This is a genomic window from Tenacibaculum amylolyticum (assembly GCF_964511145.1).
GTDB classification, from domain to species: Bacteria; Bacteroidota; Bacteroidia; order Flavobacteriales; family Flavobacteriaceae; genus Polaribacter; species Polaribacter amylolyticum.
Genome location: NZ_CAZEFZ010000017.1, coordinates 1 through 24,648, shown reverse-complemented (window position 1 = coordinate 24,648; position 24,648 = coordinate 1). Strand labels below are relative to the sequence as shown.

The window sequence follows — 24,648 nt, the reverse complement described above, 5'->3', positions numbered from 1 at the left end:
ATTGGGCATCCAGATCAACTAGAAAACTAATTGAATTATCAAAAATCAACTTTTCTCCTTTTCATTATGTTTTCGATCAATGTAAGTAACATCACGTGTGTTTTTTTGTACAGCGATTGCTGCATATACACTTAGTATAAAAGCAATCCCATAAAATCCTTTTTCACTTAATTCTAAATCTGCGTTCCATAATCCAACGATTAATAGAACAATTGAGATAGCTGTAGTAAACCAGCTAATACCATAATAAATATCTGTAACTTCAATTCCTTCTAAACGATCTCGAACAACTTTTTGAAGAGAGATCACTGAAAATATTCCGAATAGTAATACTGTAAAATAATATCCTTTTTCATTTAATTCCATTGCTGCATTCCATAAGCCAATACAATAAGAAATTACCCCGATAAGTAATACGGCCCATGATGCACCAATAAAAGCTCCAGTAGGTTTTTGATCAAATAGAGTTGGTTTTTTCTTTTGTTCTTTCTTTTTGGTTGCTTCTTTATTTGAAATAGTGGTTTGATAATCCATAATTCTTTTTTTAATTGATTACGAGACAAAAATGCAAAGAGGTTGAGTATTTAGAAAAACTATTTTTATATGAAACTGATGATTTAAAATGTTTAAAAGTATATTTAATGCCTATAAAATTAGTAATATTAAGTCTTGTAACTGATGATTAAAAATGAAAGTTGAACAGTTAATTAAATCGTTTTCTACAGAAGATTGTAAGAAGTTCATTACTTTTTTACAGAAGAAAAATAGGCGTACAGATGTAAAAAATGTGGAGCTCTTTAAGTTGTTATATGAGGGAGAATTGAGTTCTGAAGAAGTTTGTAAACAGTTATATCCAAAGGCAATAAAAAAAGATGCATACCATGCTTTGCGAAAAAGATTGTATGAATCTGTGATTAATTTCTTAGCATCTGAAAACTTAGAAGAAGAGAATACAGATAAGGTAGCTGTGATTAAGTATATTTTAGTTGCGAAATCTTTTTTGCAGCAAAAGCAGTTTCCTTTAGGTTTTTCAATATTGAATAAAGCAGAAGTAATTGCAAAAGAATATCAGTTATATGCCTATTTGAATGAAATTTATCATATCAAGATTGAATATGCAGATGTAAACACAAAAGAGTCTTTAGATGAATTGATTCATCAGTTTAAAGAAAACCAGCAATTTTATATTCTAGAAGAAGAACTCAATATTGTATATGCAAAGATTAAAGATATACTTCGTAAAATAAGCCATGAGGGAGCGGTTATAGATTTTCAGAAACTAGTACTTGGTATTTTAAATGAGCAACAAATAACTATCGATTCAATGATGTCGTTTAAATCGTTATATAAATTATTAACGATTGCGAGCATTTCTGCCTTTGTAACGAAAGATTATTTGCAAGTAGAATCTTTTATGTTAGAAATGTATGCGTTGCTTAAAGAACATCCAAACAAAGAAAAAGGACGGTTTTATCATATTCAAGTATTGTATATGATTGCAAATACATTGTTTAGAACAAAACAATTTAAAAAGTCGATGGAGTTTTTGGAACTAATGAAACATGAAATTTTACAAAACAAGCGTGCTTATCATCGTCTTTTTATGCTGAAGTATGAGTTGTTATATGGACTTAATTTAAATTATACTCATAAACAGGCTTTAGCTATTGAGTATTTTGAATCGATTTTAAAAAAGAAACACTCAGATATTATTTCCGAATTAGATATTCAATTGAGTTTAGTGGTGTTTTATGCTCAAAATAATGAATGGTCTAAAGCATATAAATTATTATCTAAACTGCGTCATACAGATGCTTGGTATACCGAAAAAGTAGGTAAAGAATGGGTAATTAAAAAGAGTTTGATAGAATTATTGTTGTTAGTAGAGTTAGATTATTTAGATTTATTTGAAAGCAGATTGCTACGTTTTAAACGTCAATTTGCAGCTTATTTAAAAGAAATAGAGCAAGAGCGTGTGCTGATTTTCTTACAATACGTTGATGCGTATTATAGAAAACCAACAACGATTACTACAGAAGCTTTTTTTGATAAAGTAGAAAATTCTTTTGAATGGATAGGAGCTAAACAAGAGGATATTTTTGTAATGAGTTTTTATGCTTGGTTAAAAAGTAAAATGATAGAAGAGCCTTTGTATAAGGTTACACTAGATTTAATTGCCCAAGCACAACAATTATAAAAAAGCGTCGTCGTTAGGTTCCCATAGTTCTATTTTATTACCATCTAAATCTATAATCCAGCCAAATTTTCCGTAGCTGTATTCTTCTACTTTATCTATTACAGTAACACCTTCTGCTTTTAATTCTTCTAAAAGTTCTTTCAAATTTTCTACTCTGTAATTAAACATAAAGTCTTTTTCAGACGGTTTAAAATAATCGGTGTCTTTAGAAAACGGACTCCATTGCGTAGATGCTTTTTTACCTTCATTATCTTTCCACCAAAAAGTACAACCCCAGTCGTCTGTGTTGAATCCTAAATGTTTTTTGTACCAATTTTTTGTGGCATTTGTATCTTTCGTTTTAAAGAAAACACCACCTATACCAAGTACTTTACCTTTTTTCATCGTTTTATGTTTTTCTCGTATGTTTTAATCCAATTATCAACTGTTATTTTTCTGCATAACTCAGCAATAAGCTCGTAAGGAATATCGTCCATTTTCTTAAAACGGATACAGCTTTTTCCCATGTCTAATTTTCGTTTGGCATGTTTTGGGTATTCAGAAACAAACCAATCATGAATTTCTGGAATTGCATAAATACCGCTATGATATACGTTCACTGAGTTTTTCTGTGAAGCTACATTCATAAAAGGTAATGGAAGTTTAGGATCGCAATGATAACCGCTCGGATAAATGCTATGAGGAACATAATAACCTAACATGTTATAATTAATACCTTCTTCAAACCCTTCAGGTAAATTTTGTTTTATAATAGCTCGTAATTTTTCCACAACTTCTTTTCTGTCTTCTGGAAGTTGTGCTATATATTCTTCTGGAGTAGCTGCTTCGTATTTCATGTGTTTTTATTTACGTTGTAGAAATAATGCTGATACTAAAGATATGATAAATCCAATAATCGTAACTAATACGATCATAAACAGAGCAGCAAAAGAACTTGTCATTTCCATTATTTCGTCTTCTCTTCCTTGTTTTCTAAGCATTTCTTCATAATTCGAAAAGAAGTCTGGGTTTATATATTTGGTATAGATAAAGTCTGCTATTCCAATACCAATTCCTACAAGTACTGAAATTAAAACACCAATTATAATTCCTTTTCCTAAAGATACTACTCCATTATTTATAGTATCTCTATAATGTTTTATTGCAAAGTAGATAAAAGATAAGGATAGAAATATGGATAGATATCCTAGAACTTCATTTGTAGTGTAATCAAAGTTATCAATTCCAATAACTAAATGTAATGTGAAAACGAGAAAGCCAGTTAAGATTCCGTATGAACCATATTTTACAATTGCGTTTTTCATAATTAAAAGAGTTTAAATTATAGTACAAAACTAGTTCGAAGGGTAAAATAAGCACTCATACTAAAGTACCAAATCACTCATTCTTAAGTATCATATATTATAAAGTTAAGAATATCTGACACTTTTAGAAAAACTATTACAAGTAATAGTTCTTTATTCTCATGTCTTTTAAGGGAGTGATTTTGTATTTAAAGATTATAAAATATGAATTTCTTTGGCTATTTGAATCGCTTGAGTTCTTCGTTTTGCATTCAGTTTTGTTAGCAAATTTGAAACGTGCGTTTTAATGGTGCTTTCCGATAGAAATAAAGTTGAAGCAATTTCCTTATTAGAAAATCCTTTCGCTATTAATTCTAAAACTTCGTACTCTCTCGAAGTAATTTCAAGTTCTTTTATTTTCTGATGATTAATTTCGGAACTAATTTCTTGAGGTTTGTTTAGCTTTCTGTTAAAATATGCTCCAACAAAAAAACCGATAATCGCAATACAAGTTATTACGAGTTCTATTTCCATTCCACCAAAAAGTATAGAATATTTACTAATCTGAAATAAAAGTATAACGGCAATAATTAAAGCACTAAAAACAAGAATTGTTTTCTTCATGTTTCTAATTTAAAAATTAACGATAAACTAACAGAATTTCTTTTTGATTTTATCGACTATAGTTTGCGCCAACTTCTCTTTACTTTCAACTGTCCAGCCTGCAACATGGGGAGAAAGAATTACTTTATCAGACTTAATTAAGTATTCAAAAGCTTCGGGCATTTTAGAGTCAGTAAATAAATTTTCGAAAGATTTTTTTTCGTATTCTAAAACATCTAAACCAGCACCCAATACTTTGTTAGATTCAATTGCGGCTACCAAATCTTTTGTTACAACAGATTTTCCTCTAGCGGTATTAAGTAACCAAAACGGATTTTTAAAATTATTGATAAACGTTTCGTTTACCATATTTATAGTTAATGCTGTTTGTGGAGTATGTAAGCTTAATACATCTGCTTTTTCTTGTAGCTCTGCTAAGCTAACTTGTGTACAGTTTTCATCACCTATATTTGGTTTTATATCGTAACACAATACCTCCACATCAAAACCTCGTAATTTTTTTGCAAAGGCTTTTCCCATATTTCCATAACCAATTAAGCCAACAGTTTTTCCATCTAATTCAATACCACGATTTTCTTCACGCAACCATTTCCCTTCTCGTACTTCTTTATCTGCAATATTTAATTTGTTAAAAAGAGAAAGTAACATTCCTAATGCATGTTCACCAACTGCGTTTCTATTTCCTTCTGGAGCAGAAATTAAATAAACCCCTTTAGTTGCCGCATAATCACAATCTATATTTTCTAAACCAGCACCAACACGACCAATAAATTTTAGATTTGTAGCTTTATCTAAGAATTGCTTGTCTATGGTAAACCTACTTCTAATAACAATCCCATCATACTCGTGAATTTTGTTTTCGATGTCTTGTTTTGATGAGGTATAATCTTCATCATTTATAAATCCAGCTGCTGCTAATTGATTAATTAATAAAGAATGGTTTGTGTCTAGATGTAGAATGTTCATATGTACTTTGTTATAGATAACAAATTTATTTTGTTTGTTTAATGCTTTTTTGTGATTTGAAAATAGACACTTATAACTTTTTAAATATGCTTTAAGGTATTTATTTAAAACCTAGTTAGTTTATTTCTGAATTTTAATAAGTCTATTAGGACAAAATCAGTACAAATAAACTTAGTATAACTTTAAAAAACAAAATTATGTCACGTATTACATTAGAAGCACTAGGAAAAGAAACAGGATATTATTTAAGTCATGCACTTGATAAAGTATGGCTTCAATTTGGAGTTCAGGGAGAAGGTGAAGTTTTTATACTTGAGGAATTATCTGGAGGACGCGTAGCTTTGGCTTGTGTGGGAGGAGAAACAGGGAAATATTTAAGCCATGCATTTAATAAATTATGGTTACAAGATGGGATACAGGGAGAAGGAGAAGAGTGGGTTATGGTAGACCATGGAGGAGGTAATGTTTCTTTTAATTGTGTAGGAGGAGAAACAGGAAAAACATTAAGTCATGCTTTTGGTAAAATGGGGTTACAAGATGGATACCAAGGTGAAGGCGAATTATGGGCGAAAAGAAATTCTAATATATAAGAAAACAGCCCCATTATTTAAATTGAATAATGGGGTTTAAAATATTTGTTACACTTAAAGTAGAAAAGAAAAGTGACAATCATTTTTGAATGATAACATAGAATTTTAAACTTCATTCATGAATTATTATCAGTTATGTTTTTAGGATAGTTTTAGTTTACTTTTTCTTAACAAGCCATTGTTCAAAATAAAGTTTTTCGATTAATTTTCTGTCAGAAGTATTTATAATCTCTTTTAGAGAATTAGGAATAGATAAGTCAATTTGGTACCATATGAGTTCGTCTTCTTTATTAAAACGTAAGTCACCATTCACATCTCTTATTGTACGAAATATAATCTTATCTGTATTAGGAATAATTTTATAATACTCTAACTCTTCATTTAAGGGAGAAACTCTAGTTAATTCACTTCCATCAATATTTGAAATAAATAAATGAAGTGGATCTTTATAGTTAAAACGCTTATCTTGATTGTAGTCTGTGTCTCCAATTTTATATATTATTTTATTACTTAAAATAGGACCTGATTCCTCTATTTTAAATCTAAAATCAGAGATTCGTACTTTTGATTTTGTTAGTAAGTTAGTTTTGCCAGTTGAACTATTATAGAATAAAATATTCCAATACCTAGGGTAATCTTCAGTTTCATATTTACTATATCTGCCATAGCTAGACCTATCGTAACTTTTTTGCGTAGTAATTGGGAATAGAACTTGATTAGTGCTATCAATAAAAGCTAAATCATCATAGATGAAATTATATTCATCCATAATAGAATCTATTTGAGTTTGAGTTAAATTTTTTTCTTCAACAACATTAATTCTTGGGTTTGATTTACTGCAAGATGAGAATAGTATTGTAATGAAGATTAGTGATATTATTTTTTTCATAATAGATGCAATTTAATGGAGCTGTTTTTTAACTAATACAACTTGTCATTTAGTTTTTATTACCCTCTAAGTTTAGACCATTTTTCGTTGAGCATGTGTAATATATCTCTGTAACGCTCTTTAAATGCTTCAATTTCTTCAGGGTCAATTTTTTCTTTTCCTTTTAAATAGAAATTAATGTCAAATCTTAAATCGAATAATCTATTTCGAGTATTTGTATAATTCACCCATAAACTTTTATGATCGAAAAAAGTATTGTAGGTACTAATTACTGTAATAAAAGATGAAATCATTAGCGCAATGTTTTTTGTTTGATTACTAATGAATGTAATTGCATCGAAGCCAGCAAAATCAAAACCTAATATAACAGTGCTAATGGCACTAGCAATTGTAATAACTACATGAAAGTTCCTAGCTTTGTATTTATTGTCCTTTCTTTTTTTTGAGAATTTTTCAATATGAATATTAATTTCTTCTTGAAGAAATGCTATTTTCTCTCTTAGTTCTTTATCTGTATATTCCATGGCTTATTTTAAATTATTTTCAATGCAATTAAATTTTTATATCGTAAACTACTTACTTTTTTCTCAATATTTTTAAATCGATCTTCTAACAAAGTTTTACTTTTTGTAACAATTTTTAGTCTGTCAACAGTGTAATTTAGTTTCGTTATGGAGTCTAAAAAATCTCCATTTTCGTAATGTAACAGTGCTTCATAGTATTCTAATTCAGATTCTGTATGATTTATAGTTTCCAGTGTTTGATATTCAATTTCAGGTAACTCTATTTCAATTTGCTTTTTAATAATATTTAAATGATCTCTAGACTGTTTAATGTGCTTGATATTCAGTGTATCAGTAACTTCAATAATTCTTAAGTTAGCATCTATAAAAGTATTTAGAATCCCTATTTTTTGTTTGATAACTAACTTTCTAAGATTCTTATTATTAACTGTTACTTCTTGATAATGTTCAAAAGCACTAGCTAATAGTTTTTTAGACTTTTGTAGTGTTTCTATAGCTAATAGGAAATCTTTTGCATCTATATAATCATATGCTTTTGCATGCTTTGTAAGGGCTAAACCATGTATAAACCTGTAAGAATCTTTATAGTTGGTGTTCCTATCTATAATTTGTTCACTTTTGTCATATTGTTGCGTTCTTCTGTATAACCAAAGTAGCATATAGTTAAAATCGTCTATGTGTTTGTCGTTATTTTTAACTACCTCAACTTTGCCTTCACTTTTTTCAAAACTAATTTTAGCATTATTTAAAATAACTACTTGACTTTCTATTAATTCTATTAACTGATTTTCATCTGTGTGTTCCGATTTGGTTTCCATTACTAAATTCAGGAAAGACAAGATTAGAAAATCAATGTTTTGTTGAGACAAGGTCATTTTTCGATAAGACAAATGACTTAAAATATGATCAATTTCTTTTTTGAAGCTTTTAGAAGAAGCACCAACAGGTTCAGAACTATTAGAAATTGAATTTAAGAAATGATAAAACTCATTTATAGTAGGTTCATTTTGAAGGTCGCAAAAAATTAAATAGGGTAGATGATGAAATATATTTCTAATAATATCGTCTCCCGTATTTATAAAAATTGAGGTTGGTTTTAGAGAGTCATTTAATTTATGAGATAATGTAAGTACCTGGCTGAATTTAAGTCTAGAACTTAATTTGTCAGTCAATAACTTTGTTGGAATATTATCGTCAATTTTTTCAATTATACTCTTAATACTCAGCAAATCTCTTTTAGAAACATCTTCGTTGTTAATAAAGGTTTTAAATAACGTATCGTAATGTGTATAAGAATCGAAAACATACGAATTGGTAATGTCTTTTTTAAACGATTCTAAAGAATTATTAATAGACTCTAAAAAAGAAGTGTTGTTTTGTTCTTGAGAAATATTTTTTTCTACCTCTTTAATATCTATTAACGTGTTTATATTGTCAATAGACTCTTGTTCATTATCCGATTTTTCAATTAAATATTTTAATAAAAATACCTGATTAATATTTCTATTAAAAGAGCAATTAGTATCGTTAGTAGCTTTTCTTAAAAGCTTAATTATTTCATTTGTTTTTTGTGGCGTAGAAGAAAGATATTTTACTCGAGTATTTTCCTCTTTAATTTCACGATTTATATTATACACACGATCTATAACAGAAATATCTCTGTAGGTATTATCTAAATAACAATAACGCTCATAATCACTATTTAACGAAGCTAGTTTATATTTTTGAGAATCAGCAAATAGCTCTAGTAATTTATTGGTAAGTTCTGTTGGTTGGTTGTTTCTAAATGCATCGAGTATCAGCTCACTATTTTTAACTTTGTTAGACACAAAATCGTGAATGTTTAATGATTCTATAAAATCATTAAATCGATCGAATAAATTTTTCCCTTTTTCAATAAAAATATAGAGTACAATAATTAATTCAAATTCATTGTAAAAAAGTTCTTTGTTAATTTTTACATCATTAGAAGAAATAGATTCTTCAATAAAGGTTAATAACCTGTTTCTAATAGAAGAGAAATTGGTTATTTTCATTTGAAATCCTTCTACAATATTAGAAAGCTCTTCTCGGTATTCATCTGCAAGAATAATATCGAAATCTTTGTAAATCGAAAACACATTTTCATAGAAAATGGTTGTTAAAGCTAATTTCGAATCCTTGTGAAAAGAGTTTTTATTAATAAATGGAAGCGTATAATTAATTACATCAAAAGTATCTATAACATAAACACTGTTAATGCCTTTATAATGTTCCTGAAGATCAGATTTAACAATTTGTAATTCGCTAGATGTATAAAAATCTAAAAGTGTTTCTCTTTCCATTTATTTTTATTTTTAACATAGTCTACAATGCTTTTTATATGCGCGTCATCTGCTTCTTCTATAGTGTCTAAACGAGCAAGTTTATTTTCAATGTTAAAACTCACTATGGTGTTGTGTCTTTCAATTAAATTTTTGGTTAAGTCTTTATTATGGTCTGTTTTAATGAGCAAGTCAAATACTTCAGAAAGACGGAAGCGAAATCTATCTAAGTATAAATTGTTGTGTTCATTAGGTTCAGAAAGGATAATATGATTCCAGTTTAAATCTTCATTGTCGTGTATTTTTTTTGAATACCGATCTATGGTGCTATTCAATAGTTTTTTTGTGTCTTGAGATAAATCTTGAATAGAAACAAACTTTGTTTGATCATCAAAATTGATATTAATGTTTTTTTGTTTGAAGTATAAATCTCTATCAATTTCAAGCTTCTTTGTTTTACCATTTAAATTGAGGATACGAGAAATTTTTAATTTTACTAATCGATCATCTATTTCATCCATTTTAGTAAATAAATAATCAAAGATCTCTTGTTGTGTACCGCAAATGACGTTTTGGTTATTATCAAAAAAACCATAAATACAACTACTAAAATTAGCATCGTACTCATTTCCATTCGGAATTTTCAAAATTTGATCTTCTGGAATTTCTTCAGGTTCAAAAAAGAACTGAAATTCATTTTTTGTTTTTTGAGTGTAAAAATCTTTCCCTGATTTAAATATTACAGGAGCAAAGCGATTTTCTTTTTTAAATTCTTTTTTTATTCCGTAAACTTTCATCTTCTATCCTTGTAATTAATAACCTTTTCTCTCATGAAATGATATGCTGTGTGAATATGTGTAAACTGATCGTGTTTATAAGTAATGATCTCTGTTCCTGGGAAATATTCACTCCATCCTAAAATCGTTTCTTCATCTCTCGCTTTACTTTCTGGTAAAAAAACAACATCAGGTTTTGCTGTTACTTGATCTTGAATTTGTATTTCAAAAGTAAATGCTTGCGGTCCATATTCAGTATAACTTTCGTTCCTGTTTTTATGTATGTCGTTTATAGTGGTTAGACACAAACAAAATTGTTTTTTTTCTACATCATAATGAGGTGTGAACTCACTTTTTAAATAATTTTCATTGTTTTGATACAATGCTTTTACACCAGCAATGATATCTTCTTTTTTCGGGTTTTCTACAATAAAATTTTGTAGCATTTTAACCGGTTCTGGGGCGCCTGGATTTTCAAAATTAAATCTACCATTAAGATACGCGCCTGAATCAAAACAGCACAGTCTTTTAATATTTTCTTTTAGATCTAAATCCTTATACAATAATGTAACAGGAGGATCTTTATCATACTTGTCTATTTGGTCTTTAGGGGGGAAGTAAGCAGATTTACCATAGAATAAAAAAATAAGTTTCTCATCGTCATGATATTCACATCCTCTTTGAGCTATAAGATAATTATTATCTGTTATAATATACTTAAATAAAACATGATATTTTGTTGTATGACAAAATGGTAATAAATCTCCTTCTATGTCATTGTTGTTTTTGTAATCATCAATGATATCTTTAAATGTTCTCATTCTTTTTTAGCACTATTTTTAGGGAAAATACAATTTAAAAAGAAAGCATCAAATATCCTATAGAAATTATAGAATATTTGATGCTTTTATTATTTTCTTAAGAAAAATATACTATTTAATACTGTTCGTTTTCATTTGGAAAATCTAAACTCTTTACATCTGCACTATATTGTTTAAAAGCATTTGTCATTTCTGTGTGTAAGTCTAAATAACGACGTAAAAAACGTGGGTTGAATTCATGTGTCATTCCAAGCATATCGTGTGTTACTAAAACTTGGCCATCTACACCATTACCAGCTCCAATACCAATTACAGGAATAGTTAAACTTTCTGCTACTTCCTTAGCAAGTTTAGCGGGTACTTTTTCTAACACTAAAGCAAAACAACCTAATTCTTCTAAAAGCTTAGCGTCTTCTTTTAATTTTTTAGCTTCTTCTTCTTCTTTTGCACGAACTGTATACGTACCAAATTTATAAATAGATTGTGGCGTAAGTCCTAAATGTCCCATAACCGGAATTCCAGCAGTTAAAATTCTAGAAATAGATTCAGAAATTTCACTACCACCCTCTAGCTTTACGGCATGACCTCCAGATTCTTTCATAATTCGAATAGCAGATTCTAAGGCATTTTTAGAGTTTCCTTGGTAAGTTCCAAAAGGTAAATCTACAACAACTAAACAGCGATATATAGCACGAACCACTGAACTAGCATGGTAAATCATTTGGTCTAGTGTAATAGGCAATGTTGTTTCATGCCCAGCCATTACATTAGAAGCCGAATCTCCAACTAAAATTACATCAATACCAGCTCCGTCAACAATTTTAGCCATTGTATAATCATATGCCGTAAGCATAGATATTTTTTCCTTATTGGCTTTCATTTCTATTAACGATTTTACTGTAACTCTTTTGTACTCTTTTTTTGCTATAGACATGTACTGTTTGTTATTTTTTGTTGTGGTAAAAATATACAAAATACATGAAACTCGTTAATCTTCTGTTAATTTGAATTTAACAGGTTACTTTTTTTTAGCTTTACATAAAACTTAATAAAATGAAACGATTCTCTTTTTTCTTTATCTTCTTAATAACAAGTTTTGTAATGAATAGTCAAACAGTGCCAGAAAAGCAAAAAATAAGAAAAGTAATAGATACTTTTTTTGAAGGGTTACATCAAGGAGACTCTTCAATTGTAAGTAGTACATTACATTCTGGAATTAAAATTCAAACTACTTACACAAATAAAGAAGGAAAACGAATTTTAAGAGATGAAACTAGAGAAAAATTATTAGCAGGAATTGCAGCAAAGAAAAAGACAGACACTTATTTAGAAAAATTATTGTCTTATGATATTAAAGTTGATGGAAATTTAGCTTCGGTTTGGACCCCTTATGAATTTTATTTTAACGGTAAATTTAGCCATTGTGGAGCCAATTCATTCCAGTTATTTAACAACAATAATACATGGGAAATTATCTATTTAGTAGACATGAGAAGAAGAGGTAATTGTAAGGCAAATGAAGTAAAAAAATAATGTATCTTTAGCGTGTGAGTAATGAAAGTAAAACACAACTGTTAAATCCTGATACTTGGGTAGATAGTTATTCTGATTATTTATTTAATTATGCTGTTGTAAGAGTAAATAGCTCAGATATTGCAAAAGACCTAGTACAGGAAACATTTTTTGCTGGACTGAGATCAGCAAAAAATTTTGAAGGAAAATCGACTGAGAGAACTTGGTTAATTTCGATTTTGAAACGTAAGATTATTGATTACTATCGAAAAATAAATTCGAAAAAAGGACAGGCAGAAGTCCGTATGAGTTTTTATGAAGATGGTGAAAATGAAGGGAGTTGGATTGAAGAACGAGTTCCCCAATCTTGGAATAGTGAGACAGAGAAGGATATCGAAAACGAAGAATTGAAAAATCAAATAGATGTTTGTATAGATAAACTTCCAGAAAAATACGCTATGGTTTTCAGGATGAAAACGATTCAAGAATTTGAAACAGAAGAAATTTGTAAGGAGTTAGATATTACTCCGTCAAACCTTTGGGTAATTATCCATAGAGCAAGAACGCAACTGAGAGGTTGCATGGAAAAAAATTGGTTCAATAAATAAAAAATGTTTAAATTTTTAAAAATAACTTGTCAAGAGGCTAATGAGATATGCAATAAATCTCAGTATAATGAAGCCACTTTTACAGAAAAGATTAAGTTAAATATACATATTCTCTTTTGTAAAATCTGTGCAATGTATTCTAAGCAGAATAGAAAGATGACAGATATATTTAACTCTAAGAAACTAGACTGTCAAAATCATGTTAGTTGCATGAGCGACAGAGAAAAAGAATTATTAAAAGAAAAATTAAAAGAAATGTCTACTTAATCGATTGAGATTAAGAAACCGTTTTTGATTTTTTGTTAGATTGAACGGAGTTTACTTTTTAAATAAGGTGAATTCCGTTTTTTTAAATTTAAGAAGATGCATTTTTTACCAGAATCTATAGATAATTATGTAGTACAACATTCTCAGCAAGAACCTGAATTGTTAAAAGAACTGAATAGAGAAACTTGGCAAAAAGTTTTAAACCCAAGAATGTTAAGCGGTCCTTTTCAAGGTAGAGTATTGTCAATGATTTCAAAGTTAATTGCTCCAAAATCTATTTTAGAAATAGGTACATATACTGGATATTCTGCACTGTGTTTGGCTGAAGGTTTACAGGAAGATGGAATATTATATACAATTGATAAGAATGAAGAGTTAGAAGAATTGCAAAGTAAATATTTTGAAAAATCTTCTTATTCGAATCAAATTAAACAGTATGTTGGAAATGCTATTGAAATTATTCCTACGATTCAAGAAAAATTTGACTTGGTTTTTATAGATGCAGATAAGTCGAATTACCCAAATTATTTTCATTTAATTATTGAAAGAATGAATAAAGGCGGAATTATTTTATCCGATAATGTTTTATGGAGTGGAAAAGTTGTAGAACCTTTAGATGAAAAAGATAACGATACTAAAATGTTATTAACTTACAATAAGCTTTTAAATGAAGATGATAGAGTAGAAACAGTTTTATTGCCTATTAGAGATGGACTTACAATAAGTAGGGTAAAGTAACATTGCCCTCTTTTAACTTCTTTTAATAGGGCCTGTTAAGTCGTCTATATTATCTTTTACCTCGTTAACTTCCTTGTTAATGTCTGAAACAATTTCAGTATCTAAACCTTGTTTCTGAGCACTTTCGTTAATTTCTCTTTTAATTTCGTTCGTAGCATCTTTTACCTGACGCATTCCTTTTCCTAATCCACGAGCAATCTCTGGAAGCTTACTAGGACCAAAAACAACAATAACAATTAGTAAAATAACAAAAATTTCTGGTCCGCTTATGAATAAAAAAGGTAATTTCATAGAAGCAAAGATACACAATTTAGCTCAGTCAATTCTTAAAATATGTACGAATGATAAGTAATTCAAAAGCTAATCGAACGTAAGTGTTTTAGAACTAATAATTGCATCATTTGTAACAAAAGGCATTGGCATCATTGTTTCATCTCTAGGCTGTAAATTAAATGCTGAATTTGTTAAAAGATCATTAGAAATTTCATTCAAGGTAATATGTAAATGTTCGTCTTTTTGAAACTTCATTTTTATTTGTACTTCTTTATCCGCATTTCCCATGTGATAAATAAGTAGAGTTTCTTTTTTTATAGTTGTAACAGTATCATAAATAACTGCATTATTCACACTTAAAAAGGAAAGAGTTAAAGGAACATTGTTAAATAACTCAAACTTGTTAATCTTACGTTGTGGCATAATTGTAAATAAAACTTCACGTTCATTACCAATAATTGTATCTATTGTAACCGCAATTTCCGAAGTGACTAAATTTTTAAATTCAGCTTTTTTATAAAAATTAAATTTACGATTGTATTTATTTTTTGTGTCTGCGTTAGCAATGCTGCCTTCAGAAAAATTATCATTAAATATTTGTTGTGTATAATCATCTAAAGTTTGGTTGTAAGTTCCCCAAAAGGCCGATTTATCTTCTAAGTTTTGTACATAAACCAAACTATTAGGTTTCTTTCTGTCTACAGAAAAGCCACTGTTAATACTCGAAAAAATAAATAAGACAATGGTAATAAGACCTGAAAATATTACCCAGGAATTTCTTTTGTTTTTTTTATGGAAGATTGGTACTAATAAACCAAGCGTTAACACAATAAAAAATGCAGAAATAAAAAGGTTTTTTAATCCTAAACCAACAGGAAACATTTTAATTAAAGGACTAAATATGTATACAGTTGGTACAGATATTAAAGTTATTAAAATAGGTTTCGCATAATTGCTCCAAAAGATTAAAATAGTTAAAACGACTAAAGCAAAATATACTGGAATAATTAAGAAAGCACCACCAGGTAAATATAGATACAGTAAAAAACTTATTAATAACCATATGGTAATTGGTGCTATAAGTAAATCAATAGCAGCTATATATTTAAAGAAATTAAAAATTGCAAAAACAATCCAGATGTTTAGAAAACTAAAAGCAGCAATATAATAATAACCATTATAGGTAAAACCATGAAGTATATCTTTATATTCTGGATATAAGTATAATAAAAATTTCCAAAGAGCAATATTTACAATTATACATATTACTAGAGCTAATAAAAAAGGAATAAATCCTACAAACATTCCAGATACAGAAATCTTTTCTTTTTTTATTCCATAAAAGATAAGTGCTCCAAATAGTAAAGTAGCAATTAAAATTAGGGGTAAAATCCAAGAAAAAGGATAAATAAGCAATCTGATAAAAGGAAAATTCACATATACATAATCCTTGTTACTATTAAGGTTTGTTAAATCAGCTTCAGAAAAATAATTTAACCCTCCCATTAAATAATCTCCTTGGTGAGCTAAAGAAGCCCTATCCAGTCTGTCATAACTATCTTGCGCGGTATGATAATCAAAATGATCTCCAATAAATGCGAAATTAAATCCATTGATATCTGCTTTTTCTCTGAAAACAGTTAAATCTGTATCATTTGGAAGCATTTTATAAACACTGTACATTAGTGAGTTTGCCGCAGGAAATTTAGTATTGGCATTTAGAAAACTTTTTAGTAATTCACTATTCTTACCATTTGTTTCCATTAGCATATAACTAGGACCTCCGCTACCTCTAGCCTCAAAATTGAGAACAAGTCCAATATTAGAAGCTAATGGGTGATGTTGTACAAAAGCTTCAGCACCTAATAAGCCTAATTCTTCAGCATCGGAAAAAACAATAATAATATCATTTTTAGGCGTTTTGTTTTGAGATAAATATGCACGAATACCTTCTAAAATAGTTACAATACCCGAACCTGCATCTGCTGCGCCTATAGACGAATGTGGATTACTATCGTAATGACTTAATAGTAGTAGAGATTTGCCATTAGAGCTTCCTTTAATACGAGCTATAATATTTTCAACAGTAGTTCCAGCTACCCATTTTTTATTAAAAACAGTAGCTATTTGTACTTCGGGTTGTAACCCTAAATTTTCTAACTCCTTAACTAAATATTGTTGTACTTTTTTGTGCTCATCTGTACCTACACTATGAGCTTTATGGGAAATATTTTTTAAATGTTGTAGTGCGTTATTTACCGAAAATTCTTGAGTGTTTAAAGAGGTTTCATCATTTGAATGACTAGGAATCATGTCAGAAAAACTCCAATATACTGTGATTAAAATAATGATTAAAGCAATGGTTTTGTTGATAGTGTTCATTGGTAGATGATTCCTTTGTAGTTTAGAAAAGATGCAATTTTAGTGTTATGTATATTAGGCTATAAGTTGCTTCCAACATAGCGTCCTTTTTATATATTATTTTACCCGTACTAAAAATAGGAAAATAAAATAAAAGAAAGATTTTTTTATAAGAGCTTTAAAATCAGTATATTTAAAAAGGTTAAATGTTAAGATTATGGGAATTAAAAGCTTTCAAGGTAAAAGAACTACAACGAATACGAAAGAGTCTGAACCTATTTTAGTGTCAGATTATATGACGAGAAATTTAATAACCTTCAAAGAAGAACAACCTATTGAAGAAGTTATAGAAACATTAATAAAATATAAAATATCTGGTGGTCCAGTAGTAAATGAAAAAAACGAACTAATTGGGATTATTTCCGAAGGAGATTGTATGAAACAAATATCTGAAAGTAGATATCATAATTTGCCAGTAGATAAAAATAATACTGTAAAAAAAGCAATGATAACTTCTGTAGAAACCATAGATGGAAATATGAATATTTTTGATGCAGCCAATAAGTTTCTTGAATCTAAACGTAGAAGATTTCCTATCGTAGAAAATGGTAAGCTTGTTGGACAAATAAGTCAAAAAGATGTGCTGAAAGCAGCAATGAAATTAAAAAGCAATACGTGGAAATAAAATTATAATTGTTTTTTTGATAAGTCAGTGATGATTAATTTTTGTTGATTAGTACTTTCTAATGCTAAAATGTTAGAATAATCATATCCAGCTACAGGCTCATTAAGATTTTTCCATTTTGCTGTCCCAGCTACTGTAACTTCTTCACCTATTTCTACAATTGCTTCTGAATAGCGTAGTTGTTTATTAAAGCCAAAAAAACCTGTGCTTTTGATATTATATTCTTTTAATAAACGTAAAAATTCAGGAGAAGGATCCTTAAAGGTTCCTGAAGAAGTATGTTTGTCTACCACTAAATGTGCTTTGTAATTTCTCAAATTTTTTGAAGGTTGCACCATTACAGAAGTACCATTTTTATCAATAAAAAAATCTTGAATTCGTTCTTCTTTTAAAATTGTAGACCAATGTGAACTTTTGCCAGAGCTTTTCTTTTGCTCTATTTTAATTCTAAAAAACACACACTTTCGTTTGCTGAAAGGAGCTACTAAAGGTTCATGAACATGCAGCGCTTTTCCTGTAACTTTTACAAGTTGATTTGTTCGAATACTACCAATACCCGCACTTGGAATTTTACGTAACTTTCGTATGATGGTTTGTTTATTACTGAAATAATAAATCAAGAAAAAAAGAATAAGGACTACAGGAATTATAATAGCAAAGATCATAGTGAATTTATTTATAATAATGAGTGTATAAATTTGTAGAAATGTTACACAAACACATTATTCTTGTTTTACTAATAAAAATAGCTCGTTTTCTAGAGGTAAGTATCCTTGGTTATATACATAAAAGTAAGTATTACCAGTTTTAGTATTATAAATAGAAGTGAATAATTGAAAATCGAACCCTTTATCATATAATTTAGTTCTACTAACTTTTGTTTTTCCTTTAGTATTTAATTCAGATAAAATCTTATAATTCTTCTTTAATCGATTGTTAATATTCCGAATTAAATTTTTTGTGTCCTTATCTACTTTATTGTTATAAGTATTTCTACAATAGTCCGAACAAAATTTTTGATCTGCTCTACCTCTTAAAGGTTCTCCGCATTCTAAGCAAGCTCTTTTTTCCATAGAAAACAAATATAGATAAATTAACTGAATGTAAACGACTACAAACATTTACAATCGAAAGTAAACGCATTACAACCGACTCTAACTTCTTTCTTGTTGCATCTTTGCAGTGTCATTATTCAATGGCGATGTCTTAACTGTTAAACGATAAAAATTAATATTATGAATGCACTTAAAAACAGAGTACAGTTAATTGGGAACTTAGGAAACAAACCAGAAATTTTAGTTTTAGAATCTGGAAAAAAACTAGCCAAATTTTCACTAGCAACTAACGAAATGTACAAAAACGCACAAGGACAAAAAATTACCGATACGCAATGGCATAACATTGTGGCTTGGAACAAAACAGCAGAAATTATCGAAATGTATTTAGATAAAGGAAGCGAAGTAATGATAGAAGGTAAACTAACTTCTAGAAGTTATGAAAACCCAGACGGAGAGAAACGTTACTTTACAGAAGTAGTATGTAACGAACTTTTAATGTTAGGTAACAAGTAGAGGGGGAAATTGCTAAAACCACCAAAAAGAAATTGAAAAAGAAAGAAAAACCCAACAGTGTACAACTGTTGGGTTTTTTCTTATAACATTCTTTCCTAAAAATGATAACTTTTATTAAAATCACCCAAAACGGGTGATTTTTCACTTATTTATATGCTTGTTTTATAGGTTTTTAAGTTTTAAAGGGTAAGAATTCGGGTAAAAGTGTGAATTTTTTATGTTTTTTTAGAAAAAACTTTTACTCAAAGATAAAAAAATCTAAAACATGCAGCTAAATTTAGATAAAAGGATTATTTGTTACAGGAATATTCTACTTTAGAATAAAAACTAATATTTCAGCTTTATTTTTTTAAACTTAAACTTAGTTCTTTAAAGTTTCGAATATAATTTGAATTCATTTAAACTTTTTTAATAAAATTTGGCTTGTACTCAACCGAAAATAATCGTTATTTTATCCCAAAAACTATACAAAAAGTATTAATATCAGTTTACGACCAACCAAATGAAAGTAATAATCATAATAGGAATTGTTTTAGTAACACTTTATTATATTGGAAAAAACAAACAAAAGAATCAACAAGAGAAGAAGAATCTTTCAAAGAAAAAAAACTCTCTTAAATCCCGTCCTTCCTTTCAATCAAAATTATCTAAAATAAAATATCCCGATAGAATAAATGCAATTGATTGGCACTACCAAAAAATACAACAAGGTTTAAGAGCTGGGGATGTTGACTTAGTAAATCTATCCTACTCTAAACTTTATGAAAGTATAAGACAACAAAATGTAAATGATAACGGAGAATTTAATGATATTTTGGAGATAATTAAACAAGAGTACTTAGAATTCAGAGAATACTTTCAAGTTGAATATCCAGAACAATTTCTACCGCAAGAAGAACGTAAAAAGAAAAAAGAACAAGAATTAGAGAAAAATAAAGAACTTCCAATTTATTTAGAAACTGGAAACTATATTGAACTTCCAAAACAAATTTTAAAATATGTTGATATAGTAAAACCTATTTCGGAATGGCACGAAATTGGACTGAACCCCAAAAAGGAAATACAAGGCAGATGGAAAGCCATTAAAAGAAGTGAACGTTATTTTGGTTTTTATGATGCCAACTTAAATAAAAAGGAACACAAAGTTTCTCTTCAAACAGGAAAAAGAATTACGAAGAAACCTTACTTCATCAAAGCTCTAAATGAACAAGGCGTACCATTAACGGATTTTGTAGCATATAGCGAACATTTAGAATATTTTATAAAGGCAGTTACCTTTTTTGATAATCAAGAATTTGAGAATGCACAAAAGGAGATTGATAAAGCATTAGAACTAAAAAGAGAAGAAGATTATAAAGAATTAAAAGTTAATATTGAAATTAAACTTAATAATGAAGAAATTGTGGATAAAGAATTTGAGAAATACAAATTTGATATTGACTCTGCAATACATACTGGGAAATTTAATGATTGGTTAAAAGTCTTGATAAACAATAATAAATACGACAAGGTTATTTATTTTATCAATCAAGCAAATAATATGTTAGAAAAATTGATAAGCGGAGAAATCGAGCCAAAAATTTATGGTAAACAATCATCAGACTATTATCTTTACAAAAAAGAACAGTTTAACAAAAACCTTATTTACATATTTGACTTTAAGAATTCAGAATTGGAAAAATCAGAGAATTCAATTAAACTACTTGAATTATTTTTAAATCTCTATAATAAAGAAGATTTTAGACCAATAGAAAAAGTTGCTGACCAATTTAGTATGTGGAATTTAAGAAAACGATCGATAGAGCTTTATCGAGAATGTTTGAGAATGATTGGAAATGAAAATAAACCTAGGATAAAATCACGAATTGAAAAGAAAATAAATGCTAATTTATCACTTAACTAACAGTTAAAGGCTATAACTCTCTCAGTAATAAATATGTCTCGAACAAACTCTGCTACATATAAAAATGAAACAATCGATGCTTTTGAAGTAGATGACAACTATAATGACTTCAACAGAAACCAATTCAAGTGTGTGGAGTGTGGTGCGCAAATTCAATTCAACAGAGGGATAAATAAAGAAGATCCACATTTTAAAAATTGGCCGAATACGAGCCACCAACCGAATTGTGAAATTGAATTAAACTATAAACGATTTTCAAAACAGGACAATTCAAATATCTATTCGATTATTTCTACTATTTTACCACGTGGGGAGAGATTGATAAATTTAGATTCCAATGAAAAAAAACGAAAAATCAGAAAGAGATATTTTGGAAAGAGAAGTCGACAATTTCTTAATTCATTAAATTCTCTTTCTTGGCATGAATTAAAAGAATTAACATTAAGGACAGAGGATAAAAAGACAGTAAAACTAATTGACATAATTATGCGTCAAGATACTATAATTGAGAAACTAAAGAACGAGAATAACAGTTTTATATGTATACTCAAAGGCTATACTAGCAAATCAATTGAAGTAGGGAAAAGCATAAAATTACCATTAACTAACGGAGGTAAATATGGTAATAAAAATAAGTTTGACCTTTTTATTCCTGCTTCTTATGTTGAGAAAAATAAAAATAGAATAAATACAATAGAAAATAAACTGATATATTGTTATGGAGTAGCAGAAGTCAATGATTATGGTTACAAGATAGATTTGTTTTCAATAACACATCAAGTGATGATAGTAGAAAAAGCTAATAATTCTAAATACAGCAAATAAGAGGTTAGAAAGTTTATGAAAGCTTAAATCTATTTATAAACACTTACCAACACTTCGAAATTGGCTTTTAAGAATGGGTAAGATAAAAATAAAATATAACGTTTGGTTCAGTCTAACTTTATCCGTCATTCTAATAATCAGTAAATAATTGTTTTAAATAAGATAAAAAACAAAAACTGTGATGCATTTAATTTGGTCAATAATAAACGGAGTACTTGTTTTTTACTTTCTCTATTTGATTATAGGACTTATCTTAAAAGGGAAAAAGATATTTAAACCGCAATTTAAATTTAAAGTGACTTCAATTTGTATCGTAGTTATTGGGGTTTTTCAGATAATATCTGCTTCTGAATTGGAGAAAAATTCGAATCGAATATTAATAACTTTAGATTTTAACAAAAAAATATTTCGGAATTAAGACGAGTAGTTTTGGAAAATAACTGGACTTTTGACATAAATATGCTCGTAAAATATTCAATTGACCAAAACGAATATATTCCAATAGAAAGTAACAGCTTTCTAACTAGATTAGTAAGTAGGTGTAAATGGGAATTTAATTAACACAACCAATCTGAATCAGAATGGAAAAGCAGAATTTATAGCTAATAGAACTTTGAAATGGAATCTTTTTGGTATTACAGTTTATAGTGAATATAAAACGTTTAACGGAACAATTGAATAAAAGCCAGTTATAATAAAGACGTATAACGGCATAAACTAATTGTAAATCAAAACACTAATGTTCTTTTAATTATATTCGAAAAGGGAGTCTATTTAGGGAATTGAATTAATATTTAAACTTTTTAATAACAAAGTAAGTTGCAAAAATTATATTAATCAATCATTTTATTTTACCATCCAAAGTTTTTTAATATTATTCTATATTTATTCAATATACTTGTATTGAAAAAAATACTTAAACACAAATTTACTTCTATTTAATCTTGAAAACATCTTCATATAGTAATTTAAAAAAGTATAATTAATTATTAAAGGCAATAGTTTATTTTATCTTTACCATACTTTAAAATAATACTAATAATAAGTTCCCATGATTTCTAATAATTATTCATCTGAAAATTTTACAAACCCCGTTATTAATTACAAAAAAATATCTAATAAACTTAAAATAGGTCATTTGATTTATAACATAAATCTTCAAAAAATAGTTTTAGTCACTCCTAAAATATTATCTGAAATATTAAAAGAGGAAATACAAGGAGTTAATAATAGTTATTCAATGATTCAGATAAACGGTAAATGGCTTATTGAGGTTTTTAATTTTGAAGCAAAGTATCTAGCACCTCAATATTTAACTGTATATAAATCTAATTTACATGGTTTTAAAGTTCATGAACAACTAAATAAATTTTCTATAGGCTACATGTTCAAAGAAACTCGAAATATTATTCCTAGTATGCAAGGAGACATCAAATATAAACCACAAATATTTTATGTAAATGAATTAATGGATTATCTTTTTTTAATCAAAAAGGAGCAATTTGAGTTTAACGAAGATGATTTAAAAACCATAAACCAACTCATCTTAAACAAGTAAAGAAATAATCTTTGACAAATACAACAAATATTTTCTAATTTATCTTTAATACTTTAATAATGAATGAAGAAAAACATGATGAAATAGTATATGAAAAGGTTAGTCAGATAACTGGTTTAAAATTCAAATCTTTATTAAAAAATAGCGGCATTGAGTTTGAAGAAATATACTATGTAAAAAACATGGTAAATGATAATGAAACTTTTAGATTACAAACTAATGAGAAAGCTATTTTTTTTAAAAACAAAACCGATTTTATTGTAAACTTTCATAATTTGATCTTAGATAGTCTCAGTAAATTAAATAAAAGTTTTGAAGAACTGCAAAGAGATAACAGAGATTATTTAATTTTTGGAGGTGAAAAACATGTTTTTTATAAACATGAGGAAATTGCTACGCAAACTGAGAAACAAACGAAACTTCTCGAAAAGTTTAAATACTTTTACTCAAAGATTCTATAATTAGATAAACTTGATTAATTGCTATATTAAGGTGTTGGCGGCCATTTAAACTAACTCTAAATGTACGATAGAGAAAAAGTAGAAAATTTTCAAAACCGAATGCGAGAAATAATTGATAAGCACGATACTAAAAGTGCTTTTGAATTAATCACGTACGAACTAAATGAATGTGAGGATCGATACTTGATTGAATTTATGACACCACTTAATTTCCTCAAATATGAACCCGTTTTAGATTGGGTAGAACAAAATGTGGATAGAGTGAAAAATGTAACACAGGATTGGGGACATTTATCAGCTAGCTCGAATTTCACTTGGGTAAGAGCGGAAAAGTGGCTTGAAATGGGAAGACCTTGGAGTATAGTCGCTATTGACGCTACAATGTTCTGTACAACTCTAGGCGAAAGATTAAATCAGTCGCCTTGGATGAGAGAATTAAGACCAAAACTTATGGATAATCCTAAACTGGACAGAATTGCAAACGGACTGAAAAAATATTTAGAAATCGACAGTGTACCAAGAACAAAGAATACAGTCAACCGAATTATTAGTGACATATTTGAAATTGGATAAAAAAACGAATTGTCAACAAAGATGTATAACCGCAATAATGTCGGTATAGACTAAAAATGACTTAAAAGGTATATTATTATAGTTTTGTTCTTCTAAAGAGAGTCTATTTAATAAAGTAAAATAATACTGTTCTTACCCTACAATAATTAAATGCAAAACTCTAACTTAAACCTTTGTTGATTGTAAATTTAGATAAACTCTAATTGTGCTTCTATAATATTATTGCGTTTGTTTGCGTAACGCAATAGAAAACGCAAAATATGTTTTCAATCTTATATTTCTAAAAAAAGTATTAATTTAGTGGCTCATATACCCCCGAAATATATGAACACTAAATCAG

At 28.3% G+C, this 24,648-nt stretch carries 28 protein-coding genes; 12 read left to right on the top strand and 16 right to left on the bottom strand.

Features of this window, described 5'->3' with window-relative positions; all coding sequences use genetic code 11:
* Positions 1–45: 45 nt before the first annotated feature.
* A complete protein-coding gene (gene yiaA / locus ACKTTC_RS06955; RefSeq protein WP_408039083.1) occupies positions 46–534 on the bottom strand; it encodes an inner membrane protein YiaA in 489 nt (162 codons plus the stop codon).
* A 154-nt stretch (positions 535–688) separates the two neighbouring features.
* Between yiaA and ACKTTC_RS06950 the strand changes: the two genes are divergently transcribed.
* The gene (locus ACKTTC_RS06950; RefSeq protein ID WP_408039082.1) at positions 689–2,197 is read left to right on the top strand and encodes a hypothetical protein; all 1,509 of its coding nucleotides are present in this window, start codon (positions 689–691) and stop codon (positions 2,195–2,197) included.
* On the opposite strand, the gene ACKTTC_RS06945 is transcribed toward ACKTTC_RS06950, so the two are convergent.
* The 5 genes from ACKTTC_RS06945 to ACKTTC_RS06925 form a co-directional block, all read right to left on the bottom strand.
* Positions 2,192–2,581 carry a VOC family protein gene (locus tag ACKTTC_RS06945; protein WP_408039081.1) on the bottom strand — a complete coding sequence of 130 codons (390 nt, stop codon included), beginning with the start codon at positions 2,579–2,581 and terminating at the stop codon, positions 2,192–2,194. The genes ACKTTC_RS06950 and ACKTTC_RS06945 overlap by 6 nt on opposite strands.
* On the bottom strand, positions 2,578–3,033 hold the full coding sequence (locus ACKTTC_RS06940) for a DUF1801 domain-containing protein (protein WP_408039080.1): 456 nt from the start codon (positions 3,031–3,033) through the stop codon (positions 2,578–2,580). Before ACKTTC_RS06940 ends, ACKTTC_RS06945 begins: the two co-directional genes overlap by 4 nt.
* 6 nt (positions 3,034–3,039) lie before the next feature.
* Positions 3,040–3,501 (bottom strand): DUF4199 domain-containing protein, encoded by a 462-nt coding sequence (locus tag ACKTTC_RS06935; protein WP_408039079.1) that lies wholly within the window; start codon positions 3,499–3,501, stop codon positions 3,040–3,042.
* Positions 3,502–3,696: 195 nt separating this feature from the next.
* Positions 3,697–4,104, bottom strand: a complete 408-nt coding sequence (locus ACKTTC_RS06930) for a response regulator transcription factor (RefSeq protein ID WP_408039078.1) — start codon at positions 4,102–4,104, stop codon at positions 3,697–3,699.
* 27 nt (positions 4,105–4,131) lie between these two features.
* A complete protein-coding gene (locus ACKTTC_RS06925; RefSeq protein WP_408039077.1) occupies positions 4,132–5,070 on the bottom strand; it encodes a 2-hydroxyacid dehydrogenase in 939 nt (312 codons plus the stop codon).
* Positions 5,071–5,267: 197 nt separating this feature from the next.
* Between ACKTTC_RS06925 and ACKTTC_RS06920 the strand changes: the two genes are divergently transcribed.
* Complete coding sequence (locus tag ACKTTC_RS06920; protein ID WP_408039076.1) at positions 5,268–5,660, top strand: hypothetical protein; 393 nt, start codon at positions 5,268–5,270, stop codon at positions 5,658–5,660.
* Positions 5,661–5,817: 157 nt separating this feature from the next.
* On the opposite strand, the gene ACKTTC_RS06915 is transcribed toward ACKTTC_RS06920, so the two are convergent.
* The 6 genes from ACKTTC_RS06915 to panB all read right to left on the bottom strand — a co-directional run bounded on the left by ACKTTC_RS06915 (position 5,818) and on the right by panB (position 11,907).
* The gene (locus ACKTTC_RS06915) at positions 5,818–6,549 is read right to left on the bottom strand and encodes a hypothetical protein (RefSeq protein ID WP_408039075.1); all 732 of its coding nucleotides are present in this window, start codon (positions 6,547–6,549) and stop codon (positions 5,818–5,820) included.
* Between the two features lie 59 nt (positions 6,550–6,608).
* On the bottom strand, positions 6,609–7,073 hold the full coding sequence (locus ACKTTC_RS06910) for a DUF4231 domain-containing protein (protein ID WP_408039074.1): 465 nt from the start codon (positions 7,071–7,073) through the stop codon (positions 6,609–6,611).
* An 8-nt stretch (positions 7,074–7,081) separates the two neighbouring features.
* Complete coding sequence (locus tag ACKTTC_RS06905) at positions 7,082–9,397, bottom strand: hypothetical protein (RefSeq protein ID WP_408039073.1); 2,316 nt, start codon at positions 9,395–9,397, stop codon at positions 7,082–7,084.
* The gene (locus tag ACKTTC_RS06900; RefSeq protein ID WP_408039072.1) at positions 9,376–10,173 is read right to left on the bottom strand and encodes a hypothetical protein; all 798 of its coding nucleotides are present in this window, start codon (positions 10,171–10,173) and stop codon (positions 9,376–9,378) included. Before ACKTTC_RS06900 ends, ACKTTC_RS06905 begins: the two co-directional genes overlap by 22 nt.
* Positions 10,170–10,973 (bottom strand): hypothetical protein, encoded by an 804-nt coding sequence (locus ACKTTC_RS06895; protein ID WP_408039071.1) that lies wholly within the window; start codon positions 10,971–10,973, stop codon positions 10,170–10,172. The genes ACKTTC_RS06900 and ACKTTC_RS06895 overlap by 4 nt, the downstream gene beginning before the upstream one ends.
* Positions 10,974–11,088: 115 nt before the next feature.
* Positions 11,089–11,907 (bottom strand): 3-methyl-2-oxobutanoate hydroxymethyltransferase, encoded by an 819-nt coding sequence (gene panB / locus ACKTTC_RS06890; protein WP_408039070.1) that lies wholly within the window; start codon positions 11,905–11,907, stop codon positions 11,089–11,091.
* Between the two features lie 119 nt (positions 11,908–12,026).
* Between panB and ACKTTC_RS06885 the strand changes: the two genes are divergently transcribed.
* From ACKTTC_RS06885 to ACKTTC_RS06875, 3 genes are all read left to right on the top strand, one after another.
* The gene (locus ACKTTC_RS06885) at positions 12,027–12,506 is read left to right on the top strand and encodes a nuclear transport factor 2 family protein (protein WP_408039069.1); all 480 of its coding nucleotides are present in this window, start codon (positions 12,027–12,029) and stop codon (positions 12,504–12,506) included.
* Positions 12,507–12,520: 14 nt separating this feature from the next.
* Positions 12,521–13,093: a sigma-70 family RNA polymerase sigma factor gene (locus ACKTTC_RS06880; protein WP_408039068.1), complete on the top strand. Its 573-nt coding sequence runs from the start codon at positions 12,521–12,523 to the stop codon at positions 13,091–13,093.
* 363 nt (positions 13,094–13,456) lie between these two features.
* Complete coding sequence (locus ACKTTC_RS06875) at positions 13,457–14,098, top strand: O-methyltransferase (RefSeq protein ID WP_408039067.1); 642 nt, start codon at positions 13,457–13,459, stop codon at positions 14,096–14,098.
* Positions 14,099–14,110: 12 nt separating this feature from the next.
* On the opposite strand, the gene ACKTTC_RS06870 is transcribed toward ACKTTC_RS06875, so the two are convergent.
* Together ACKTTC_RS06870 and ACKTTC_RS06865 are read right to left on the bottom strand one after the other, a co-directional pair.
* Positions 14,111–14,389 carry a Sec-independent protein translocase subunit TatA/TatB gene (locus ACKTTC_RS06870; protein WP_408039066.1) on the bottom strand — a complete coding sequence of 93 codons (279 nt, stop codon included), beginning with the start codon at positions 14,387–14,389 and terminating at the stop codon, positions 14,111–14,113.
* A 69-nt stretch (positions 14,390–14,458) separates the two neighbouring features.
* Complete coding sequence (locus tag ACKTTC_RS06865) at positions 14,459–16,753, bottom strand: M28 family peptidase (protein ID WP_408039065.1); 2,295 nt, start codon at positions 16,751–16,753, stop codon at positions 14,459–14,461.
* Between the two features lie 196 nt (positions 16,754–16,949).
* Between ACKTTC_RS06865 and ACKTTC_RS06860 the strand changes: the two genes are divergently transcribed.
* Positions 16,950–17,417 carry a CBS domain-containing protein gene (locus ACKTTC_RS06860; protein WP_408039064.1) on the top strand — a complete coding sequence of 156 codons (468 nt, stop codon included), beginning with the start codon at positions 16,950–16,952 and terminating at the stop codon, positions 17,415–17,417.
* 2 nt (positions 17,418–17,419) lie between these two features.
* Here ACKTTC_RS06860 and ACKTTC_RS06855 read toward each other — a convergent pair whose 3' ends face one another.
* On the bottom strand, positions 17,420–18,082 hold the full coding sequence (locus ACKTTC_RS06855) for a hypothetical protein (RefSeq protein ID WP_408039063.1): 663 nt from the start codon (positions 18,080–18,082) through the stop codon (positions 17,420–17,422).
* 57 nt (positions 18,083–18,139) lie between these two features.
* A complete protein-coding gene (locus ACKTTC_RS06850; protein WP_408039062.1) occupies positions 18,140–18,490 on the bottom strand; it encodes a hypothetical protein in 351 nt (116 codons plus the stop codon).
* 162 nt (positions 18,491–18,652) lie between these two features.
* On the opposite strand from ACKTTC_RS06850, the gene ACKTTC_RS06845 reads away from it, so the two are divergent.
* The 6 genes from ACKTTC_RS06845 (at position 18,653) to ACKTTC_RS06820 (ending at position 24,308) form a co-directional block, all read left to right on the top strand.
* The gene (locus ACKTTC_RS06845; RefSeq protein ID WP_408039061.1) at positions 18,653–18,988 is read left to right on the top strand and encodes a single-stranded DNA-binding protein; all 336 of its coding nucleotides are present in this window, start codon (positions 18,653–18,655) and stop codon (positions 18,986–18,988) included.
* Positions 18,989–19,490: 502 nt separating this feature from the next.
* A complete protein-coding gene (locus ACKTTC_RS06840; protein ID WP_408039060.1) occupies positions 19,491–20,891 on the top strand; it encodes a hypothetical protein in 1,401 nt (466 codons plus the stop codon).
* A gap of 33 nt (positions 20,892–20,924) precedes the next feature.
* Positions 20,925–21,716, top strand: coding sequence for a hypothetical protein (locus ACKTTC_RS06835; protein WP_408039059.1), 792 nt, complete (start codon positions 20,925–20,927; stop codon positions 21,714–21,716).
* Between the two features lie 1,138 nt (positions 21,717–22,854).
* Positions 22,855–23,274: a hypothetical protein gene (locus ACKTTC_RS06830; RefSeq protein ID WP_408039058.1), complete on the top strand. Its 420-nt coding sequence runs from the start codon at positions 22,855–22,857 to the stop codon at positions 23,272–23,274.
* Positions 23,275–23,333: 59 nt separating this feature from the next.
* Positions 23,334–23,735 (top strand): hypothetical protein, encoded by a 402-nt coding sequence (locus ACKTTC_RS06825; protein ID WP_408039057.1) that lies wholly within the window; start codon positions 23,334–23,336, stop codon positions 23,733–23,735.
* Between the two features lie 60 nt (positions 23,736–23,795).
* On the top strand, positions 23,796–24,308 hold the full coding sequence (locus ACKTTC_RS06820; RefSeq protein WP_408039056.1) for a hypothetical protein: 513 nt from the start codon (positions 23,796–23,798) through the stop codon (positions 24,306–24,308).
* Positions 24,309–24,648 lie beyond the last annotated feature (340 nt).

Coding starts and splice junctions, on each gene's coding strand:
- yiaA (WP_408039083.1), bottom strand. CDS start 534: ATGGATTATCAAACCACTATTTCAAATAAAGAAGCAACCAAAAAGAAA.
- ACKTTC_RS06950 (WP_408039082.1), top strand. CDS start 689: ATGAAAGTTGAACAGTTAATTAAATCGTTTTCTACAGAAGATTGTAAG.
- ACKTTC_RS06945 (WP_408039081.1), bottom strand. CDS start 2,581: ATGAAAAAAGGTAAAGTACTTGGTATAGGTGGTGTTTTCTTTAAAACG.
- ACKTTC_RS06940 (WP_408039080.1), bottom strand. CDS start 3,033: ATGAAATACGAAGCAGCTACTCCAGAAGAATATATAGCACAACTTCCA.
- ACKTTC_RS06935 (WP_408039079.1), bottom strand. CDS start 3,501: ATGAAAAACGCAATTGTAAAATATGGTTCATACGGAATCTTAACTGGC.
- ACKTTC_RS06930 (WP_408039078.1), bottom strand. CDS start 4,104: ATGAAGAAAACAATTCTTGTTTTTAGTGCTTTAATTATTGCCGTTATA.
- ACKTTC_RS06925 (WP_408039077.1), bottom strand. CDS start 5,070: ATGAACATTCTACATCTAGACACAAACCATTCTTTATTAATTAATCAA.
- ACKTTC_RS06920 (WP_408039076.1), top strand. CDS start 5,268: ATGTCACGTATTACATTAGAAGCACTAGGAAAAGAAACAGGATATTAT.
- ACKTTC_RS06915 (WP_408039075.1), bottom strand. CDS start 6,549: ATGAAAAAAATAATATCACTAATCTTCATTACAATACTATTCTCATCT.
- ACKTTC_RS06910 (WP_408039074.1), bottom strand. CDS start 7,073: ATGGAATATACAGATAAAGAACTAAGAGAGAAAATAGCATTTCTTCAA.
- ACKTTC_RS06905 (WP_408039073.1), bottom strand. CDS start 9,397: ATGGAAAGAGAAACACTTTTAGATTTTTATACATCTAGCGAATTACAA.
- ACKTTC_RS06900 (WP_408039072.1), bottom strand. CDS start 10,173: ATGAAAGTTTACGGAATAAAAAAAGAATTTAAAAAAGAAAATCGCTTT.
- ACKTTC_RS06895 (WP_408039071.1), bottom strand. CDS start 10,973: ATGAGAACATTTAAAGATATCATTGATGATTACAAAAACAACAATGAC.
- panB (WP_408039070.1), bottom strand. CDS start 11,907: ATGTCTATAGCAAAAAAAGAGTACAAAAGAGTTACAGTAAAATCGTTA.
- ACKTTC_RS06885 (WP_408039069.1), top strand. CDS start 12,027: ATGAAACGATTCTCTTTTTTCTTTATCTTCTTAATAACAAGTTTTGTA.
- ACKTTC_RS06875 (WP_408039067.1), top strand. CDS start 13,457: ATGCATTTTTTACCAGAATCTATAGATAATTATGTAGTACAACATTCT.
- ACKTTC_RS06870 (WP_408039066.1), bottom strand. CDS start 14,389: ATGAAATTACCTTTTTTATTCATAAGCGGACCAGAAATTTTTGTTATT.
- ACKTTC_RS06865 (WP_408039065.1), bottom strand. CDS start 16,753: ATGAACACTATCAACAAAACCATTGCTTTAATCATTATTTTAATCACA.
- ACKTTC_RS06860 (WP_408039064.1), top strand. CDS start 16,950: ATGGGAATTAAAAGCTTTCAAGGTAAAAGAACTACAACGAATACGAAA.
- ACKTTC_RS06855 (WP_408039063.1), bottom strand. CDS start 18,082: ATGATCTTTGCTATTATAATTCCTGTAGTCCTTATTCTTTTTTTCTTG.
- ACKTTC_RS06850 (WP_408039062.1), bottom strand. CDS start 18,490: ATGGAAAAAAGAGCTTGCTTAGAATGCGGAGAACCTTTAAGAGGTAGA.
- ACKTTC_RS06845 (WP_408039061.1), top strand. CDS start 18,653: ATGAATGCACTTAAAAACAGAGTACAGTTAATTGGGAACTTAGGAAAC.
- ACKTTC_RS06840 (WP_408039060.1), top strand. CDS start 19,491: ATGAAAGTAATAATCATAATAGGAATTGTTTTAGTAACACTTTATTAT.
- ACKTTC_RS06835 (WP_408039059.1), top strand. CDS start 20,925: ATGTCTCGAACAAACTCTGCTACATATAAAAATGAAACAATCGATGCT.
- ACKTTC_RS06825 (WP_408039057.1), top strand. CDS start 23,334: ATGAATGAAGAAAAACATGATGAAATAGTATATGAAAAGGTTAGTCAG.
- ACKTTC_RS06820 (WP_408039056.1), top strand. CDS start 23,796: ATGTACGATAGAGAAAAAGTAGAAAATTTTCAAAACCGAATGCGAGAA.